Below are 16,487 nucleotides of genomic sequence, written 5' to 3'. Positions count from 1 at the left end.
ATTAGTTTGTTATGAGTAATATAGTAGCCATAGTTGGTCGTCCTAATGTAGGAAAATCCACATTCTTTAATCGATTAATTCAACGACGAGAAGCTATCGTTGATGCTGTTAGTGGCGTAACTAGAGATAGACATTACGGAAAAAGTGATTGGAATGGTAAAGAGTTTTCTTTAATTGATACTGGAGGATACGTTGTTGGTAGTGATGATATTTTTGAAGCTGAAATTGATAAGCAAGTAGAACTCGCTATTGAAGAAGCTGATGCTATAATTTTCATGGTAGATGTTGAAACTGGTGTTACCGGAATGGATGAAGATGTTGCTAGATTATTACGCAAAGTTGAGAAACCTGTTTTTCTTGCCGTAAATAAAGTAGACAATAACAAACGTGCCGAAGATGCTGTTGAGTTTTATGCTTTGGGGTTGGGCGAATATTATACTATTGCTAGTATTAATGGTAGTGGCACAGGTGATCTATTGGATGCTTTAGTAGAAGCTTTACCAGAAAAAGATGACACAAATATTGAAGAGCAACTGCCGCGTTTTGCTGTTGTTGGTAGACCAAATGCTGGTAAATCTTCTTTTATCAACGCACTTATTGGAGAAGACAGATATATAGTTACTGATATAGCTGGTACTACTCGCGATTCTATAGATACTAAATACAATCGTTTTGGTTTTGAATTTAATTTGGTAGATACTGCTGGGATTCGCCGTAAATCAAAAGTAAAAGAAGACTTAGAATTTTACTCTGTAATGCGAAGTGTAAGAGCCATAGAGCATAGCGATGTTTGCTTATTGGTGTTAGATGCTACTCGTGGTTTTGACGGTCAAGTGCAAAATATCTTTTGGCTAGCTGAACGCAATAGAAAAGGTATAGTGATATTGGTGAATAAATGGGATTTAGTTGAAAAGGAAACAAAAACTGCTAAGCAATTCGAAACCTTAATTCGTAAGCAAATCGAACCATTTACAGATGTGCCAATCGTATTCATTTCTGTCTTAAATAAACAGCGAATATTTAAGGCTATAGAAACTGCTGTTGAGGTGTATAAAAATCGTTCCAAAAGAATTAAGACGAGTACCTTAAATGAGGTGTTGTTGCCAATAATTGAGAATTATCCGCCACCAGCATATAAAGGTAAGTTCGTGAAGATTAAGTATATTATGCAATTGCCAACACCACAACCTCAATTTGCATTCTTTTGCAACCTTCCACAATATGTAAAAGAACCTTATAAACGTTTTTTAGAAAATAAGCTAAGAGAACATTTTAATTTTCATGGTGTGCCAGTAAGCGTGTACATGCGCAAAAAATAGTATTTTTACAATGCTATGAAAAAATGTAAGTTTATTTTTTTCTTACTCTGTTGTACAGTAGTAATACAGCCAACTATTGCTCAAGATTCTCCGCCAGAAATTAATGCTGTCGGGAATCAAAATTATTGCGGCAGTTCTACACCAATAGCTACGAGTGTAAGCATAGTTGATCCTGATGCAACAGACACTACCCTAGATTTGGTTTCAATTCAAATTTCTATTGGTTATGCTGAAGGATTTGACCAATTAACATTAACTGAGATGCATCCCAATATTGTACCCATGTGGCTTCCAGATTTAGGGATTTTGCAACTATCAGGTCCAGCAACTTTCACAGAATATGAAGCCGCAATATTAGACGTAGAATTTAGTACAACTCAAGTCGATTTTAATTCTAATAGAAGTTTCTCTATAAACTTAGGAAATGCTAATTATTTACCATCGACTGATCATTATTATTTTTATGTTGCAAGTATTGGAGTACCATGGAATATAGCAAGAGACCAAGCCGCATCTTTGGATTTTTTTGGATTGCAGGGATATCTTGCCACAATAACCACACAGGAGGAAGCCCAATTAACTGGAGAACAAGCCAAAGGAGCCGGATGGATTGGAGCGTCTGATGCTGGTAGTGAAGGTGTTTGGCAATGGGTAACGGGTCCAGAAGCAGGAACACAATTTTGGCAAGGTGATTTTAGTGGTTTTCCAATTAGTTTTTCGTTTTGGAACATAGGCGAACCCAATAATTTTGATGGAGATGAGGATTATGCGCATATTACGGATCCTAGTATTGGGCTTTTAGGTTCCTGGAATGATTTACCAGCTGCAGGGAATCCAGATCCCAATAACCCTTTTCACCCCAAAGGCTACATCGTAGAATTTGGCGGTATGCCTGGTGATCCAGATATAAGTCTATCTGCAGCCACAACACTTACCATGCCAGTTCTTGAAGTTTTTGATTTTATTGGTTGTGATAACGATACATTCAATCTCACAGTAGATAGTAATTTGGAAGAGATTATATGGTTTGATGATTCTCTTTTAACTAATCAAGTAAATATTGGAGACACTTATGATATTGTTTTAAATACTACAACAACATTCTATGTTGTTGGCAGATTTTCAGATTGTACAGAAACGCTTAATGGAGAGTTTACTGTTACTGTCAATCCTCTACCCGAAGCTGTAGATACAATTATAGAACAATGCGATGACCCCTCAGAAGATGGGATTTCTTTTTTTGTGTTAAATGATTATGCAAGCATTATTTCTAATGGTAGTTCTGTTAATAATGTTATTATGTATGGAGATGCAGCTTTGACACAACCACTAAATATGTTGAACTATGAGAATACCTCTAATGGCCAAATTGTCTATGCTCAAGTAATTAACCCCAATACAAACTGCTTTAGAGTTGCTACCGTAACATTGTCTGTGCGTCCACCTACTGATCAAACTTACAGTTTAGAGGTTTGTGATGATGACGTTGAAGATGGTTTAGCAGAGTTTAATTTGTCAGATTTGAATGATGACGTGTTATTAGGTTTTCCTGTTGCTTCTCAAGTATCCTATTTTAGTTCTTTTGAAGGTGCTGCTATTAATAATAATCCATTACCAAATAACTACACCAATAACATACCAAATACAGAAACTATATTTGCTAAAGTTTCTTTAGGTGTAACCTGTTTATCTATTAATGAAGTTTTTTTAACGGTCTCGCCACTATTAGAATTGCGTCCGGATGAAACAGTATATTATTGTACCGATACCTTTCCTATTCCAATTACTTTAGATGCAGGTGTAGTAAACGGAACACCTAATAACTTTTTGTACAACTGGTCTACTGGGGAAACTACAATCCAGATACAGGTCAATGAAATAGGGGCATACTTTGTAGATGTAACAGAAATAGATGGTTGTACAAATCGTAGAACAATTACTGTATTACCGTCGAATATTGCTGAAATTAATGTAGATATCGAAGATGCAATTGATAATAACAACATTGTAGTTAATACAACTGGTGAAGGAGATTACGAGTTTTCATTGACTTCTGAAAACGGACCGTATCAGGATAGCAACACTTTTGAAAATGTCCGTTCGGGCATTCGAACAGTTTATGTTAGAGATAAAAATGGCTGTGGTGTGGTTGCTGAATCATTCCCGGTTATAGGGTTTCCAAAGTTTTTTACACCAAATGGTGATGCTACAAATGATTTTTGGACTGTAGATGGCTTTAATGAAGAGTTTTTATCGAATTCTAGAGTTCAGATTTTTAACCGCCATGGTAAACTTCTGACTGAATTATCTGCCGAGAACCCGTTTTGGGATGGTATGTACAATGGTAATTTAATGCCGTCTGATGATTATTGGTTTACCGTAACTTTTCAAGATGGCCGTTCGTTTAGCAAGCACTTTGCTCTAAAGCGATAAATGCTTACCAGCCACCCGAGGCACCACCGCCACCGCTCATTCCACCGCCGAAACCACCGCCAAATCCTCCGCCAAAACTTCCTCCAGAGCTTCCGCTAAATCCTCCTGAAGAACCGCTTCTGTAGCTGCCACGGCCCATATTGCTTAAAATAATAGCCTCAAGAATACTGCCATCATTTCTTCTATAATTACCGCCACCACCACCGCCACCTTTATGTTTTGATATGACAATGATTAGAATAATAAAAAAGATAAATAGCACAAAAAAGACTGCAAAAGGAAATTCACCACTACCGCTAGATTGTCTTGTGCCTTGATACTCACCTTGTAGAACTTCAAAGATAGCATCAACACCGCGATTGAGGCCACCAGCATAATCATTACGCTTAAAATATGGAATAATATCGCGTTCAATGATACGTTTACACATAGCATCTGTTAATAGGTGCTCAACGCCATATCCGGTGGTTATTCCTATTCGTCTATCATTTTTGGCTAATATTATTAAGACACCATTATCTTTTTCTGCTTGCCCAATCCCCCAATCAGAAAGCCAATTAGCACCGAGGTAATTGATGTTTTCTCCATTTGTTGAAGAAATTGTTACAAGCACAATTTGAGTAGAAGTGGTGTCGGAATATCGTATTAGTTTTTGCTCTAGATTGTGTTTCTGTGTCTCAGAAAGTAGATTGACATAATCGTAGACACTTGTTTGAAAACTCGGAATATCTGGAATCTCATATTGCGCTTCAACATTCTGAAACCCTAAAAATGAAATTAATAGAAGTAAAAATGATGTATTTCTAAATGTAAATTTCATGTACTAATTAGCCTTTAGAAATACTATTGTCAAGTTCATTGGTGTCGCCATGTATCCATGGGAAATAATGCGATAATTCTTTACCTGCAAGCTCAATACCTTCAATTAAACCAAGTGCAAATTCACCTTCTCTAAAATGATTTGCGATGACATCTCTTGTTGAATTCCAGAAATCTTCACCAACAGCTTCATTAATACCTTTATCACCATAAATAACGAATGTTCTTTGATCTACGGCGACATAAATAAGGACACCGTTTTGTGCTTTAGTGTTGTCCATTTTAAGGTAATGAAATACTTCCATAGCATGCTCTAGTGCATCTGTGTCACAATTCTTTTCGATGTGCACACGGATTTCGCCTGAAGTGTTTTTTTCAGCTTTTCGAATTGCAGCAACTATGGCTTCTTCTTCAGAAGCGGTGAGAAAGTTTTCAATTACGGACATTGCGATTACTTAAAAATCAAACTCGACATCTGGTGCTTCATCTGCACCTTCTTCAGACTCAAAGTAAGCCTTTTTATCAAAGCCTGCGATATTGGCGACCAGACTTCTAGGAAACTTTCTTATATAACTATTGTAAGGCTCAACAGCTTTATTAAATCTAGTTCTAGCGACATCTATTCTATTTTCTGTTCCTTCTAATTGACTTTGCAATTCAATGAAATTTTGATTGGCTTTTAATTCTGGATAACGTTCTACAGTTACTAAAAGACTTTTTAGAGCACCAGAAAGACCACCTTGAACTTCATTAAATTTTGCAAGTTGCTCTGGCGTAACATTATTTGGATCAATATTAATTGAAGTTGCTTTCGCTCTTGCTTCTATTACTGCAGTTAAAGTACTCTTTTCAAAATCAGCAGCACCTTGTACTGTTTTTACTAAGTTACCAATGAGATCATTTCGTCTTTGATAACTGCTTTCTACATCTGCCCAAGATTTTCCTACTTTCTCATCTAAATCGACAGCATGATTATTAGTTCTTATTCCCCAAATTAAAATTGCTGCGATTAACAACAAAGGTATGAGCCACTTTTTCATATTGATTATAGTTTAAAGTTGTGATTTTATTTTGATAAGTTTTGCCTTAATACCTTCGAGTTTAGTTATAATCTCAAAGTTACTTAAAGCTTGTTTTCGTTCTTCTTTTATATGGGTTTTAGCACCTTCGAGCGTAAAACCTCTTTCCTTAACAAGATGATAAATAAATTTTAAATGCTTAATATCTTCAGGTGTAAACTTGCGGTTACCTTTTGCATTCTTCTTTGGTTTTATAATATCAAATTCTTTCTCCCAAAATCGAATTAGTGATGTATTTACATTAAATGCCTTGGCAACTTCTCCGATGCCATAATAACGTTTTTCTGGTAAATCGATATGCATAATCTAATCTAAAGATTGATTTTCTAAAGAGGCTTTTTCTAAGAGCTTGTTAAACTCTTCTGGAGATAAATTTCCATAATAGAAATTTATTGGATTAATACGCACACCATCTTTATGTACTTCATAATGTAGATGAGGTGCTTGAGAGCGTCCGGTACTGCCTACAAATCCAATTAAGTCGCCGCGCTTTACACGTTGATTAACACGAACATTGTACCGATATAAATGTGCATAAAGTGACACATAACCATAACCATGATCAATACGGATGTGCTTGCCAAAACCAGATGAGCTATTATCTGCACGTTTTACGATACCATCACCTGAAGCGTAAATTGGTGTTCCCCTTGGTGCTGTAAAATCCATGCCGTGATGGAACTTCCTTACCTTGGTGAATGGGTCAGTTCTAAAACCAAAACCAGAGGCCATACGTGTTAGATCTTCATTATTAACAGGTTGTATCGCCGGAATTGCTTCCAAAAACTTTTCTTTATTTTTTGCCAATATAGCTATTTCATCAAGTGACTTAGACTGGACTACCATTGCTTTTTCTAAAATATCTAGTCGTTTGTTACTTTCACGAATTAGAGCAGAATTATCAAAGCCATCATACTTTTTGTAACGATTGATGCCGCCAAATCCTGCACGACGTTGTTCTTCGGGAATTGGGTTAGCTTCAAAATACAAACGGTAAATAGCATTGTCACGCTCTTCAATATTTTCTAGAACAGAAATGGCATCATCCATACGTTTGTTAAGTAACTCATATTGCAATTCCATATTTTCCAACTCCCGAGACAGCTCGCGCTCTTTTGGTGATTCAATAAAATAACCGCTTGTAAAAAAAATAAAAAAACCAAAAAGTGCAGATGCTAATAAAAACGCCGCAGCATTTAGTATGGTTATACGTTTTTTACGCTCAATTTTACGGTAAGACAGCGTATCAGGATCGTAATAGTATTTTACTTTAGCCATATGTTAAAATGTTCTATTTTTGTGGCGAATTAGAACAATATACAAATATAAAAATACTTGGTGTTTGAAGCAATTCGTGAGACTATGATATATATAAACTCCAATTTTGAAGATTAAGTATTAAAATTAACATACAGATGACATCTCAAGACATCAGAAAAACATTTCTTGATTTTTTTAAATCTAAAGAACACTTAATCGTACCATCTGCACCTATGGTTGTAAAAAACGACCCAACCTTGATGTTCGTTAACTCTGGTATGGCACCTTTTAAGGAATACTTTTTAGGCAATTCACAACCAAAGAAAAATAGAATTGCCGATACACAAAAATGTCTTAGAGTATCAGGTAAGCACAATGATTTAGAAGAAGTTGGATACGATACTTACCATCATACATTGTTTGAGATGCTTGGTAATTGGAGTTTTGGAGATTATTTTAAAGAAGAGGCTATTGCATGGGCATGGGAGCTTCTTACCAAAGTTTATGGTATTAATAAAGATATGCTTTACGTTACTGTCTTTGAAGGTAGTAATGATAAAGACAATCTTAAAATGGATACCGAAGCTTATGATATCTGGAAAAAATACATTTCTGAAGATCGAATATTAAAAGGTAATAAAAAGGATAACTTCTGGGAAATGGGCGATCAAGGTCCATGTGGCCCTTGTAGTGAAATACATGTAGATATAAGATCTGATGCAGAAAAAGCTAAAGTAGATGGTAAAACTTTAGTAAATATGGATCATCCTCAGGTTGTAGAAATATGGAATCTTGTTTTTATGCAATACAACCGTAAAGCCAATGGTAGTTTAGAAATATTACCAAATAAGCATATCGACACAGGTATGGGCTTTGAGCGTTTATGTATGGTGCTGCAAGGCGTACAATCTAACTATGATACGGATGTATTTACACCAATTATTCGAGAGATTGAAACTATAACTAATTCAGATTACGAAACTGATGAAAAAGTTGATGTTGCTATTAGAGTAATTGCCGATCATGTTAGAGCAGTGGCGTTCTCAATTTCGGATGGTCAACTTCCAAGTAATACAGGAGCTGGATATGTAATACGTCGAATTTTAAGACGTGCTATACGATATGGTTTTACGTTTTTAAACCAAAAAGAGCCTTTTATCTATCGCCTAGTTGATATTCTAAGTAAAAAAATGGGTAGTGCGTTTCCGGAACTAAAAACGCAAAAACAGCTTATAGAAAATGTTATTAAAGAAGAAGAAGCCTCTTTTTTAAGAACCTTAGAACAAGGCTTAATACTATTAGATGGTGTGGTAAATTCTACCAAAGGAGATACGGTGTCTGGGGAAAAAGTATTTGAGCTGTACGACACTTATGGTTTCCCGATGGATTTAACGGCGTTGATTCTTTCTGAAAACAATTTAAAGTTAGATAAAAAAGGGTTTGAAGAACAACTGCAAATACAAAAAGACCGTTCGCGTGCTGCGAGTGAGACTTCTACTGAGGATTGGACAGTTTTAGTTGATGATAATATACAAGAGTTTATAGGTTATGACCATTTAGAAGCTAAGGTTAAAATTACCCGATACAGAAAGGTGACCTCCAAAAAGGAAGGCGAAATGTATCAGTTGGTATTTAATCTAACACCTTTTTATGCAGAAGGTGGTGGACAAGTTGGTGATAAAGGGTATTTACAGGATGCACATGGTGATGTAGTCTATATTGTAGACACCAAAAAAGAGAATAACATTATTATTCACTTTGTAAAGAATTTACCAAAGCATCTTAATGAAACATTTAATGCAGTAGTAGATGCTAAACAGCGTTACAGAACTGAATGTAATCATACGGCGACACATTTATTGCATCAAGCGTTACGCGAAGTTCTAGGAGAGCATGTTGAGCAAAAAGGTTCTGCAGTGCATTCTAAATATTTACGTTTTGACTTCTCACATTTTTCTAAGATGACAGTGGAAGAATTGAGAGATGTCGAAAATTTTGTGAATGCCAGAATTGATGGTAAATTACCATTACAAGAAAGCCGTAATGTGCCAGTCGATATCGCTTTGCAAGATGGTGCAATGGCACTATTTGGTGAAAAATATGGTGATACGGTGAGAACTGTTCGATTTGGCCAGTCTATAGAATTGTGTGGTGGGACACATGTAAATAATACTTCGGAGATATGGCATTTTAAGATTAGATCTGAAAGTGCTGTAGCATCTGGAATTAGACGTATTGAAGCTATTACTTATGATGCTGTCAAGGATTTTTATTTTGAAAATAATCGTGCATTCTTTGAAATGAAAGACATACTTAATGCTCAAGAGCCGGTTAAAGCATTAAAGAACTTGCAATCTGAAAATAGCCAACTTAAGAAGCAGATAGAGCAGCTGTTAAAAGACAAAGCTAAGAACTTAAAAAATGAGCTTAAAGCTGAAATTTCTGATATAAATGGGATACAGTTTCTGGCTAAAAAAGTAGACTTAGATGCAGGTGGAATAAAAGATTTAAGCTTTGAGCTTGGAAGTCAGTATAACAACTTGTTTTTACTATTTGGAAGTGAAACAAATGGAAAAGCTATTTTATCGTGTTACATATCTAAAGAGCTTGTTGCTAGCAAAGGCTTAAATGCAGGACATATAGTTAGAGAATTGGGTAAATTTATCCAAGGTGGTGGCGGCGGACAGCCATTTTTTGCGACAGCAGGCGGAAAACATCCTGCTGGAATTGATGATGCTTTAAATAAAGTAAAAGAATACATATCCTAGTTGAATTTTCAAACTCATATACCATTAGAGAGACAAAAACATAACCTTATAAGTTATGATTCTAAGGTTGTATTATTAGGGTCATGTTTTTCTGAAAATATCGGTGAGAAGTTTAATTATTTCAAGTTTCAAAATCTAGTAAACCCTTTTGGGATATTATTTCATCCATTAGCAATTGAGAATTTTATCACTAACGTGATAAATGAAAAGCAATATTCAGAAGACGACATATTTTATAATAACGAAGCTTGGCATTGTTTTGATGCACATTCGAGATTAAGTAATACGTCAAAAGAGCTACTATTAGAAGAATTAAATTCTAATATAACAACAACGCATCAATGCATTAAAAACACTACACATGTTGTAATCACTCTAGGTACAGCATGGGTTTATAGATATATTTCTACGGATAGTATCGTTGCTAATTGTCACAAAATACCACAGAAGCAATTTTTAAAAGAGCTGCTGTCTGTTGATGCAATTACTCAATCTCTTGAAGTTATAATTAGTTTGATTAGAACTATTAATCCAGACATAACATTTTTGTTTACGGTTTCTCCTGTGAGGCATCTTAAAGATGGTTTTGTTGAAAATACCCAAAGTAAATCTCACTTGATATCAGCAATTCATGATGTGGTTAATATTAAAAATAAGCAATTTTATTTTCCATCTTATGAATTAGTGATGGACGAATTAAGAGATTATCGTTTCTTTAAGGAAGATATGATTCATCCAAACGCAGTTGCCATAGATTATATTTGGGAGAAGTTTACTTCTGTTTGGTTTGCTGATAATAACTTCGCCATTATGGAAAGCGTAGATTCAATTCAGAAAAGTATAGCACATAAACCTTTTAATGCAACATCTGAAGCACATACCGCATTTAAAAAACAACTTGAAGAGAAAATAAGCAAGCTAGAATCTGAGATCCCTTCAATACGTTTTTCATCTAAATAATTTGGGTTACATTTACTAACATCAAGATTTAAATACCACTAGTCTTAGTACTAGGTAGATTATTTATATGCTAAAGAGTGTTTTTATACCTAATAGAACTAACAGCTTTGCTTGGGCTAATTTGTTGTTCTTAATTTTACTAATTGCAATAGGTAAGATTACGGCTTATACAGTTTTATTTGGGTACTTCTTTGAGACTATTATTATCGGTATATTTAATTGTTTTAAAATATATAGATGTTCTGCACATGAAAAAAAATCCTCTATAGGTACAATTCTCTTTTTCTGTGCTCATTATGGAGGTTTCATTGCGGTGCAATCCATTTTTTTGTTTTCTATTTTTTCTTTTTCTGGCGATGGAGAACTGTTTATGGAACCATTTCACTTAATAGATAATTATCAGATAGCAATAGGTTTTGAGGGTATGCATTGGATGCTTCTTATTTTATTTATTGGACAATTACTGAAGTATTATTTCGATTTCCTAGTCCCAAAAAAGTATACCAAGTTTACTGGTAAAGAGATCATGTTTAAGCCTTATTTAAGAATATTGATTCAGCAGTTTGTTGTTATTTTAGGTGGCTTTTTCATTATTTTATCAGAAGCTTCCATAATAACAGCTATTTTACTAGTGATTTTTAGATTTATCACTGACTTCTTCTTAGTGGCAATACGAGAAGATAGTAGAGTTTTAGATTACCTCGTAGACAAAATGAGTGAAACCGAAGAAGACAAAGACGAAATTCGAAAGCAATTATTGCTTTTCTCAGAGTAGATTTTATTCTACCATCGTATAGGTCTTTTCAGCCGTTCCTTTACCATATCAAATGTTTTTTTACTGCTTCTTTCCCATTTATAAATATTAGCCTTTCCGCGTTTTTTCTTTTGTGTATTGGCTTTTTTTGTTAGTAATTCGGTCCAATAAAAGCGTTTCCGAGTAATTATTTTACTTGTTTCCTTCTCAGTGTCCAATTGCTCTAAAGCATTAAGCGCAGTGATAGAAACATGGTGAATCCTATCATCTATTGATTCTAGTAATAAAGGAATGGAGGATTTATCATCAATATCAGCTAATGCTATAGCTGCTATTGGTCGTGTTTTATAATCGCCATATTTTAAGATAAAGCGCAACTTTTTTGCATCAGAATTTCTTGTCCAACCATTGAGTATTTTTTTATTTGGTTGAAGTATTCTTAGTTTAATTAATAGAAAAGTAATACGACCTAGCATAGTATATATAGGTCATTAGCAATAACAAAATGTTACAAGAATGCTATTACTTTACCCTAACGCTATCAGGAACTAGTAAGGTATAATCGCCATTATTTCTAATTACGTCGCGCACAATACTAGAAGAGATATATGAGGTGCTAGCAGCTGTAAGTAGAAAAACAGTTTCAATAGGCGCTAAATCTCTATTGGTATGCGCAATGGCTTTTTCAAATTCAAAGTCAGCAGGATTTCTTAAGCCTCTTAAAATGAAGTCGACATTATTTTCTTTACAAAAATCAACAGTAAGACCTTTATAAGTTACTACCTTTACTTTAGGTTCGTCTTTAAAAGCATTTTCAATAAAAGATTGCCGTTCTTCTAAAGAGAACATATATTTTTTATCAGCATTAATCCCAATAGCAACAATAACTTCATCAAAAAGTTTCACACTTCGTTTTATAATATCGTAATGTCCTAGAGTAATTGGGTCAAAAGAACCTGGGAAAATGGCGCGTTTCATTATTCTGATTTATTGAATAAAGATACAAAACCGTGAATAGATACACCAGCAAAAACAATGTACAAGCTATACCTAGATATAATACGTTCTATTTGATAGGCTGGTAATTCTGTAAAAAACGAATAAATAATTAGTACCGAAGCTATAATGATGAGCACAGAACCTAACAATTGCAAGCGTTTTAATATTTTTTGACGACTCGGTTTGTAATATGCACCTAAGGATATATGTATTAAACCAAAGAGAAGAATATATAAATGGCCTGTTCTAAATAAAGCTCTGGTCATTAACTCCATACCTTTTAGATGGTCATAGTTATGATGCATATACTGACCTGTAAGAAGAAAGATGATTACAATTATAATTCCTCCAAATAAGTGTATTTTCTTAAAAATTGACATTTAAGTTTAATCTTTAAGAGCTTCTTCAATGGCATTACTAAATAATTCCTCGAGTGAAATTCCTGCAGCATTGGCTTGTTGAGGTAAAATACTTTCTTTGGTTAAACCAGGAACAGTATTTACTTCTAATAGGTAAGGTTCATCATTTTTAAAGATATATTCGCTACGGCTAAAGCCTTTCATTTTAAGAACTTCGTATACTTTTTTAGCAACTATCCTTACTTTAGTCTCGTAATCTTCAGTTAGTCGAGCAGGTGTAATTTCTTGAGATTGGCCTTCGTATTTAGCTTTATAATCAAAAAAGTCATTCTCTGAAACAATCTCTGTTATCGGAAGAACTTTGGTTTCGCCTTTGTACGAAATCACACCAACCGAAACTTCGGTACCATCTAAAAATTCTTCGATAATAATTTCGTCATCTTCTTTAAAAGAAATTTCTATTGCAGCTTTAAGTTTTTCTTTTTTATACACTTTGCTAACACCAAAACTACTACCAGCTCTATTGGCTTTTACAAAACATGGTAATCCTACTGTTGCAATAATGTCATCTTCATTAATCTGATCACCTAAGTTTAAATAATAACTCTCAGCGGTTTTTATCCCAAAGGGTTTAAGTGTTGCCAGTAAGTCACGTTTGTTGAATGTTAATGCTGCTTGATACATATCGCAACTCGTATGTGGAATGCCTAAAAGCTCAAAATAACCTTGCATAAAACCATCTTCGCCAGGAGAACCATGTATGGCATTAAACACACAGTCAAAAGTTATTTTGCTATCAGCAACAGTAACGGAAAAATCATCTTTGTCTATTGGGTATTCTTTATTGTTTTCATCGACATAAACCCATTTATGTTTAAAGATATGTATAGCATAAGGTGCGAACTTTGTTCTGTCAAGAGTGTCAAAAACAACACCACCACTTTTAAGTGAGATCTCATACTCACTAGAGTAGCCACCCATAATTATTGCTATATTTTTCAACATAATAAGCTTAAGATTTTCTTGTTATGTAAAAGTATCATTTATTTTATTTTAACTGCAAAAATCGATTTGTATTTTACTATCGTATATAGAACAACAAATTTCACTAGTTTTGTGAACAATTCTTGGGTATGAGTATCATTAAATTTTTAACAAGTAAGACTTTTTTTAAGCACATAGCGTTAGCAATTTTAGCTGTGGTCGTATTTTGTTTTATTCTCTTAAAGTGGTTAGATATAACTACTAATAACGGACAATTTGTAACTGTCCCAGACTTAAAAGGTAAGTCTATTGAAACGGCCGAAATAGAACTCGATGATAATGATTTGGTGATGCAAGTGCAAGATTCGGCAAACTTTAATCCTAATTATCCAAAGTATTCGGTGATTGAGCAAGACCCAATTGCTGGAGCTCAGGTAAAAGAAAACAGAAAAATATATCTTACACTAAATCCATCAGGGTACAGAAAAGTTGCTGTTCCAGAAATTCTACGACGTACTTTTAGACAAGCAAAGCCAACCCTAGAAGCGTTAGGTTTTGTGGTAGGAGAGAAGACTTATATCGATAATATTGGTAAAGATGTGGTGCTCGGAATTAAGCATAAAGGACAAGATATTAAAGTAGGTGATATGTTACCATTAACCTCTAAGATTGATTTGGTTTTAGGTAATGGTAATCGTGCGTCTTCAAACTAGGTCATAGCTATGACACCACAACTTCCACAGAACGAGGATTTATTTGAGCATTACAGGTTTGTTGTAGAAAAAGGACAACAAGCACTCCGTATAGATAAATACTTAATGAATTTTATAGAAAATGCGACACGAAATAAAATTCAAGCGGCAGCAAAAGATGGCAGTATTTTCGTAAATGATACGCCTGTAAAATCGAATTACAAGGTAAAACCGAATGATGTTATTACTGTAAAATTCGAGCATCCACCACACGAGCATTTATTGGTTGGAGAAGATATAACTATCGATATCGTTTACGAAGATGACGATTTATTGGTTGTAAATAAACCTGCCGGAATGGTAGTACATCCAGGACATGGTAACTATTCAGGGACGTTGATTAATGCTCTTATTTTTCACTTTGATAATCTGCCAAAAAACTCAAGTGATAGACCAGGTTTGGTGCATCGCATAGATAAAGATACAAGCGGTTTATTGGTTGTTGCAAAGACCGAACATGCTATGAACCATTTGTCTAATCAGTTTGCTGAAAAAACCTCAGAACGTGAGTATTTAGCTTTGGTTTGGGGCAACTTAAATGAAGATTCCGGAACTATAGAGGGTAATATTGGCCGCCATCCAAAAAACAGATTACAGAATACCGTTTTTGAAGGTGATGATGCTTACAAAGGAAAACCTGCTGTTACGCATTATAATGTTGTGGAACGATTAGGATATGTAACCCTTGTAAGTTGTAAGCTCGAAACTGGACGTACGCATCAAATACGCGTGCATATGAAACATATTAGCCACACACTTTTTAATGACGAACGTTATGGTGGTGATGCCATACTTAAAGGCACAACCTTTACCAAGTACAAGCAATTTGTAGATAATGCGTTTAAAGTGTTGCCACGTCAAGCCTTACATGCAAAAACTCTTGGTTTTGAACATCCAACGACTGGAGAATTTATGCGTTTTTCTTCCGAAATCCCAGACGATATGCAACAGTGTATTGAAAAATGGCGCAGTTATGCCAAGCATCAAGCTTAATTCCTTCGAAAGAAGGAATCTTAAAGTAAATAGTTTGACGAGTTTAAAGCAATTCTATATATAAAGCTAAGTTTTATGAAGCTTTTGGAGTTTAATATCTTATGATAGTAATCGTTTATGCGACTATCTAGATTAGTTGTTGACAATACTTGAAACTGTTCTAATTACATCGTATTTTTACTCTCATAAATTAATGTTGAATTAAAAAGATTCCTGCATACGCAGTAAATGCATATGAAACTCGTATTATCACCAGCTAAGTCCTTAAATTTTGAAAGCAGTTTGCCAACGGCAAAAACAACAGAATCTTGTTTTTTGGCAGAGTCAGAACGCCTCAATAGATTATTAAAAAAGAAATCAGCCAGAAGTTTATCTAAACTTATGAGTATTTCTGATAATTTAGGACAACTGAATTACGAGCGTAACCAAGCATGGTCTTTACCTTTTACGAGTGAAAATGCTAGACCAGCACTATACGCATTTAGCGGTGATGTATATCGCGGATTGGATGCTTATAACATTGATACCAAAAAGCTTGATAAAGTTGAAGATACTGTGCGTATTATTTCTGGATTGTATGGATTACTGAAACCTCTGGATTTAATGCAACCTTACCGATTAGAAATGGGTACTAAGTTTCCTGTTGGGAAAAACAAAAACCTATACGAGTTTTGGAAAAAGAAAATCACTCAAGCACTTAATGATGAATTGGCTGATGATGAGTTGTTCTTAAACCTTGCGAGTAACGAATATTTTAAGGCTATAGACACTAAAGCCTTAAAAGTACCAGTGGTTACTGCGAATTTTAAGGATTTTAAAAACGGCCAATATAAAACCATTATGACCTTTGCTAAACTCGCTAGAGGTTATATGACGCGCTATATTATTGAGACCGATGCTAATACTATTGACGACGTTAAAGGCTTTAATTATGAAGGCTATGGTTTTAGTGAAGAATTGTCGTCAGAAAATGAGTTGGTGTTTACAAGATAGTTTCTATATTTAAGC

General features: G+C 34.6%; 17 protein-coding genes. 8 read left to right on the top strand and 9 right to left on the bottom strand.

Annotated elements, in window-relative coordinates:
- The first annotated feature begins 11 nt into the window (after positions 1-11).
- Both der and ED556_RS10840 read left to right on the top strand, forming a co-directional pair.
- On the top strand, positions 12-1,319 hold the full coding sequence (gene der, locus ED556_RS10845; protein WP_296323457.1) for a ribosome biogenesis GTPase Der: 1,308 nt from the start codon (positions 12-14) through the stop codon (positions 1,317-1,319).
- A 15-nt stretch (positions 1,320-1,334) separates the two neighbouring features.
- Positions 1,335-3,752, top strand: coding sequence for a T9SS type B sorting domain-containing protein (locus tag ED556_RS10840; RefSeq protein ID WP_296323454.1), 2,418 nt, complete (start codon positions 1,335-1,337; stop codon positions 3,750-3,752).
- A 4-nt stretch (positions 3,753-3,756) separates the two neighbouring features.
- On the opposite strand, the gene ED556_RS10835 is transcribed toward ED556_RS10840, so the two are convergent.
- The 5 genes from ED556_RS10835 to ED556_RS10815 are packed head-to-tail and all read right to left on the bottom strand — an operon-like array spanning position 3,757 to position 6,928.
- The gene (locus tag ED556_RS10835; RefSeq protein ID WP_296323451.1) at positions 3,757-4,572 is read right to left on the bottom strand and encodes a YgcG family protein; all 816 of its coding nucleotides are present in this window, start codon (positions 4,570-4,572) and stop codon (positions 3,757-3,759) included.
- Between the two features lie 7 nt (positions 4,573-4,579).
- Positions 4,580-5,017 carry a TPM domain-containing protein gene (locus ED556_RS10830; RefSeq protein WP_296323448.1) on the bottom strand — a complete coding sequence of 146 codons (438 nt, stop codon included), beginning with the start codon at positions 5,015-5,017 and terminating at the stop codon, positions 4,580-4,582.
- 9 nt (positions 5,018-5,026) lie between these two features.
- Positions 5,027-5,611: a LemA family protein gene (locus ED556_RS10825; RefSeq protein ID WP_296323445.1), complete on the bottom strand. Its 585-nt coding sequence runs from the start codon at positions 5,609-5,611 to the stop codon at positions 5,027-5,029.
- A gap of 12 nt (positions 5,612-5,623) precedes the next feature.
- Entirely contained in the window at positions 5,624-5,953 is a 330-nt protein-coding gene (locus ED556_RS10820) for a MerR family transcriptional regulator (RefSeq protein WP_296323442.1), read from the bottom strand.
- A 3-nt stretch (positions 5,954-5,956) separates the two neighbouring features.
- On the bottom strand, positions 5,957-6,928 hold the full coding sequence (locus ED556_RS10815; protein ID WP_296323439.1) for a M23 family metallopeptidase: 972 nt from the start codon (positions 6,926-6,928) through the stop codon (positions 5,957-5,959).
- Between the two features lie 137 nt (positions 6,929-7,065).
- Between ED556_RS10815 and alaS the strand changes: the two genes are divergently transcribed.
- The 3 genes from alaS to ED556_RS10800 all read left to right on the top strand — a co-directional run bounded on the left by alaS (position 7,066) and on the right by ED556_RS10800 (position 11,413).
- Complete coding sequence (alaS, locus tag ED556_RS10810; RefSeq protein WP_296323437.1) at positions 7,066-9,678, top strand: alanine--tRNA ligase; 2,613 nt, start codon at positions 7,066-7,068, stop codon at positions 9,676-9,678.
- Positions 9,679-10,638 carry a GSCFA domain-containing protein gene (locus tag ED556_RS10805; RefSeq protein WP_296323433.1) on the top strand — a complete coding sequence of 320 codons (960 nt, stop codon included), beginning with the start codon at positions 9,679-9,681 and terminating at the stop codon, positions 10,636-10,638.
- 67 nt (positions 10,639-10,705) lie between these two features.
- Positions 10,706-11,413: a DUF6498-containing protein gene (locus ED556_RS10800; RefSeq protein WP_296323429.1), complete on the top strand. Its 708-nt coding sequence runs from the start codon at positions 10,706-10,708 to the stop codon at positions 11,411-11,413.
- Between the two features lie 8 nt (positions 11,414-11,421).
- On the opposite strand, the gene ED556_RS10795 is transcribed toward ED556_RS10800, so the two are convergent.
- Genes ED556_RS10795 through ED556_RS10780 form a run of 4 tightly spaced genes read right to left on the bottom strand, consistent with a single transcriptional unit; the run spans position 11,422 to position 13,755 of the window.
- Positions 11,422-11,868, bottom strand: coding sequence for a HEAT repeat domain-containing protein (locus ED556_RS10795; RefSeq protein ID WP_296323426.1), 447 nt, complete (start codon positions 11,866-11,868; stop codon positions 11,422-11,424).
- A gap of 46 nt (positions 11,869-11,914) precedes the next feature.
- Positions 11,915-12,370: a pantetheine-phosphate adenylyltransferase gene (gene coaD, locus ED556_RS10790; protein WP_296323423.1), complete on the bottom strand. Its 456-nt coding sequence runs from the start codon at positions 12,368-12,370 to the stop codon at positions 11,915-11,917.
- Positions 12,370-12,771: a hypothetical protein gene (locus ED556_RS10785; protein ID WP_296323421.1), complete on the bottom strand. Its 402-nt coding sequence runs from the start codon at positions 12,769-12,771 to the stop codon at positions 12,370-12,372. The genes coaD and ED556_RS10785 overlap by 1 nt, the downstream gene beginning before the upstream one ends.
- 6 nt (positions 12,772-12,777) lie before the next feature.
- Entirely contained in the window at positions 12,778-13,755 is a 978-nt protein-coding gene (locus tag ED556_RS10780; RefSeq protein WP_296323420.1) for a D-alanine--D-alanine ligase, read from the bottom strand.
- Between the two features lie 128 nt (positions 13,756-13,883).
- On the opposite strand from ED556_RS10780, the gene ED556_RS10775 reads away from it, so the two are divergent.
- The 3 genes from ED556_RS10775 to yaaA all read left to right on the top strand — a co-directional run bounded on the left by ED556_RS10775 (position 13,884) and on the right by yaaA (position 16,472).
- Positions 13,884-14,447, top strand: a complete 564-nt coding sequence (locus ED556_RS10775) for a PASTA domain-containing protein (RefSeq protein ID WP_296323418.1) — start codon at positions 13,884-13,886, stop codon at positions 14,445-14,447.
- 9 nt (positions 14,448-14,456) lie between these two features.
- The gene (locus ED556_RS10770) at positions 14,457-15,479 is read left to right on the top strand and encodes an RluA family pseudouridine synthase (protein WP_296323415.1); all 1,023 of its coding nucleotides are present in this window, start codon (positions 14,457-14,459) and stop codon (positions 15,477-15,479) included.
- A gap of 234 nt (positions 15,480-15,713) precedes the next feature.
- Positions 15,714-16,472: a peroxide stress protein YaaA gene (yaaA, locus tag ED556_RS10765; RefSeq protein WP_296323412.1), complete on the top strand. Its 759-nt coding sequence runs from the start codon at positions 15,714-15,716 to the stop codon at positions 16,470-16,472.
- Positions 16,473-16,487 lie beyond the last annotated feature (15 nt).

The organism is Winogradskyella sp. (assembly GCF_003712105.1).
GTDB lineage: Bacteria > Bacteroidota > Bacteroidia > Flavobacteriales > Flavobacteriaceae > Winogradskyella.
The sequence above is the reverse complement of the archived record's forward strand: the minus strand, read 5'-3'. Positions and strand labels throughout refer to the sequence as shown.

Coding starts and splice junctions, on each gene's coding strand:
- der (WP_296323457.1), top strand. CDS start 12: ATGAGTAATATAGTAGCCATAGTTGGTCGTCCTAATGTAGGAAAATCC.
- ED556_RS10840 (WP_296323454.1), top strand. CDS start 1,335: ATGAAAAAATGTAAGTTTATTTTTTTCTTACTCTGTTGTACAGTAGTA.
- ED556_RS10835 (WP_296323451.1), bottom strand. CDS start 4,572: ATGAAATTTACATTTAGAAATACATCATTTTTACTTCTATTAATTTCA.
- ED556_RS10830 (WP_296323448.1), bottom strand. CDS start 5,017: ATGTCCGTAATTGAAAACTTTCTCACCGCTTCTGAAGAAGAAGCCATA.
- ED556_RS10825 (WP_296323445.1), bottom strand. CDS start 5,611: ATGAAAAAGTGGCTCATACCTTTGTTGTTAATCGCAGCAATTTTAATT.
- ED556_RS10820 (WP_296323442.1), bottom strand. CDS start 5,953: ATGCATATCGATTTACCAGAAAAACGTTATTATGGCATCGGAGAAGTT.
- ED556_RS10815 (WP_296323439.1), bottom strand. CDS start 6,928: ATGGCTAAAGTAAAATACTATTACGATCCTGATACGCTGTCTTACCGT.
- alaS (WP_296323437.1), top strand. CDS start 7,066: ATGACATCTCAAGACATCAGAAAAACATTTCTTGATTTTTTTAAATCT.
- ED556_RS10800 (WP_296323429.1), top strand. CDS start 10,706: ATGCTAAAGAGTGTTTTTATACCTAATAGAACTAACAGCTTTGCTTGG.
- ED556_RS10795 (WP_296323426.1), bottom strand. CDS start 11,868: ATGCTAGGTCGTATTACTTTTCTATTAATTAAACTAAGAATACTTCAA.
- coaD (WP_296323423.1), bottom strand. CDS start 12,370: ATGAAACGCGCCATTTTCCCAGGTTCTTTTGACCCAATTACTCTAGGA.
- ED556_RS10785 (WP_296323421.1), bottom strand. CDS start 12,771: ATGTCAATTTTTAAGAAAATACACTTATTTGGAGGAATTATAATTGTA.
- ED556_RS10780 (WP_296323420.1), bottom strand. CDS start 13,755: ATGTTGAAAAATATAGCAATAATTATGGGTGGCTACTCTAGTGAGTAT.
- ED556_RS10775 (WP_296323418.1), top strand. CDS start 13,884: ATGAGTATCATTAAATTTTTAACAAGTAAGACTTTTTTTAAGCACATA.
- ED556_RS10770 (WP_296323415.1), top strand. CDS start 14,457: ATGACACCACAACTTCCACAGAACGAGGATTTATTTGAGCATTACAGG.
- yaaA (WP_296323412.1), top strand. CDS start 15,714: ATGAAACTCGTATTATCACCAGCTAAGTCCTTAAATTTTGAAAGCAGT.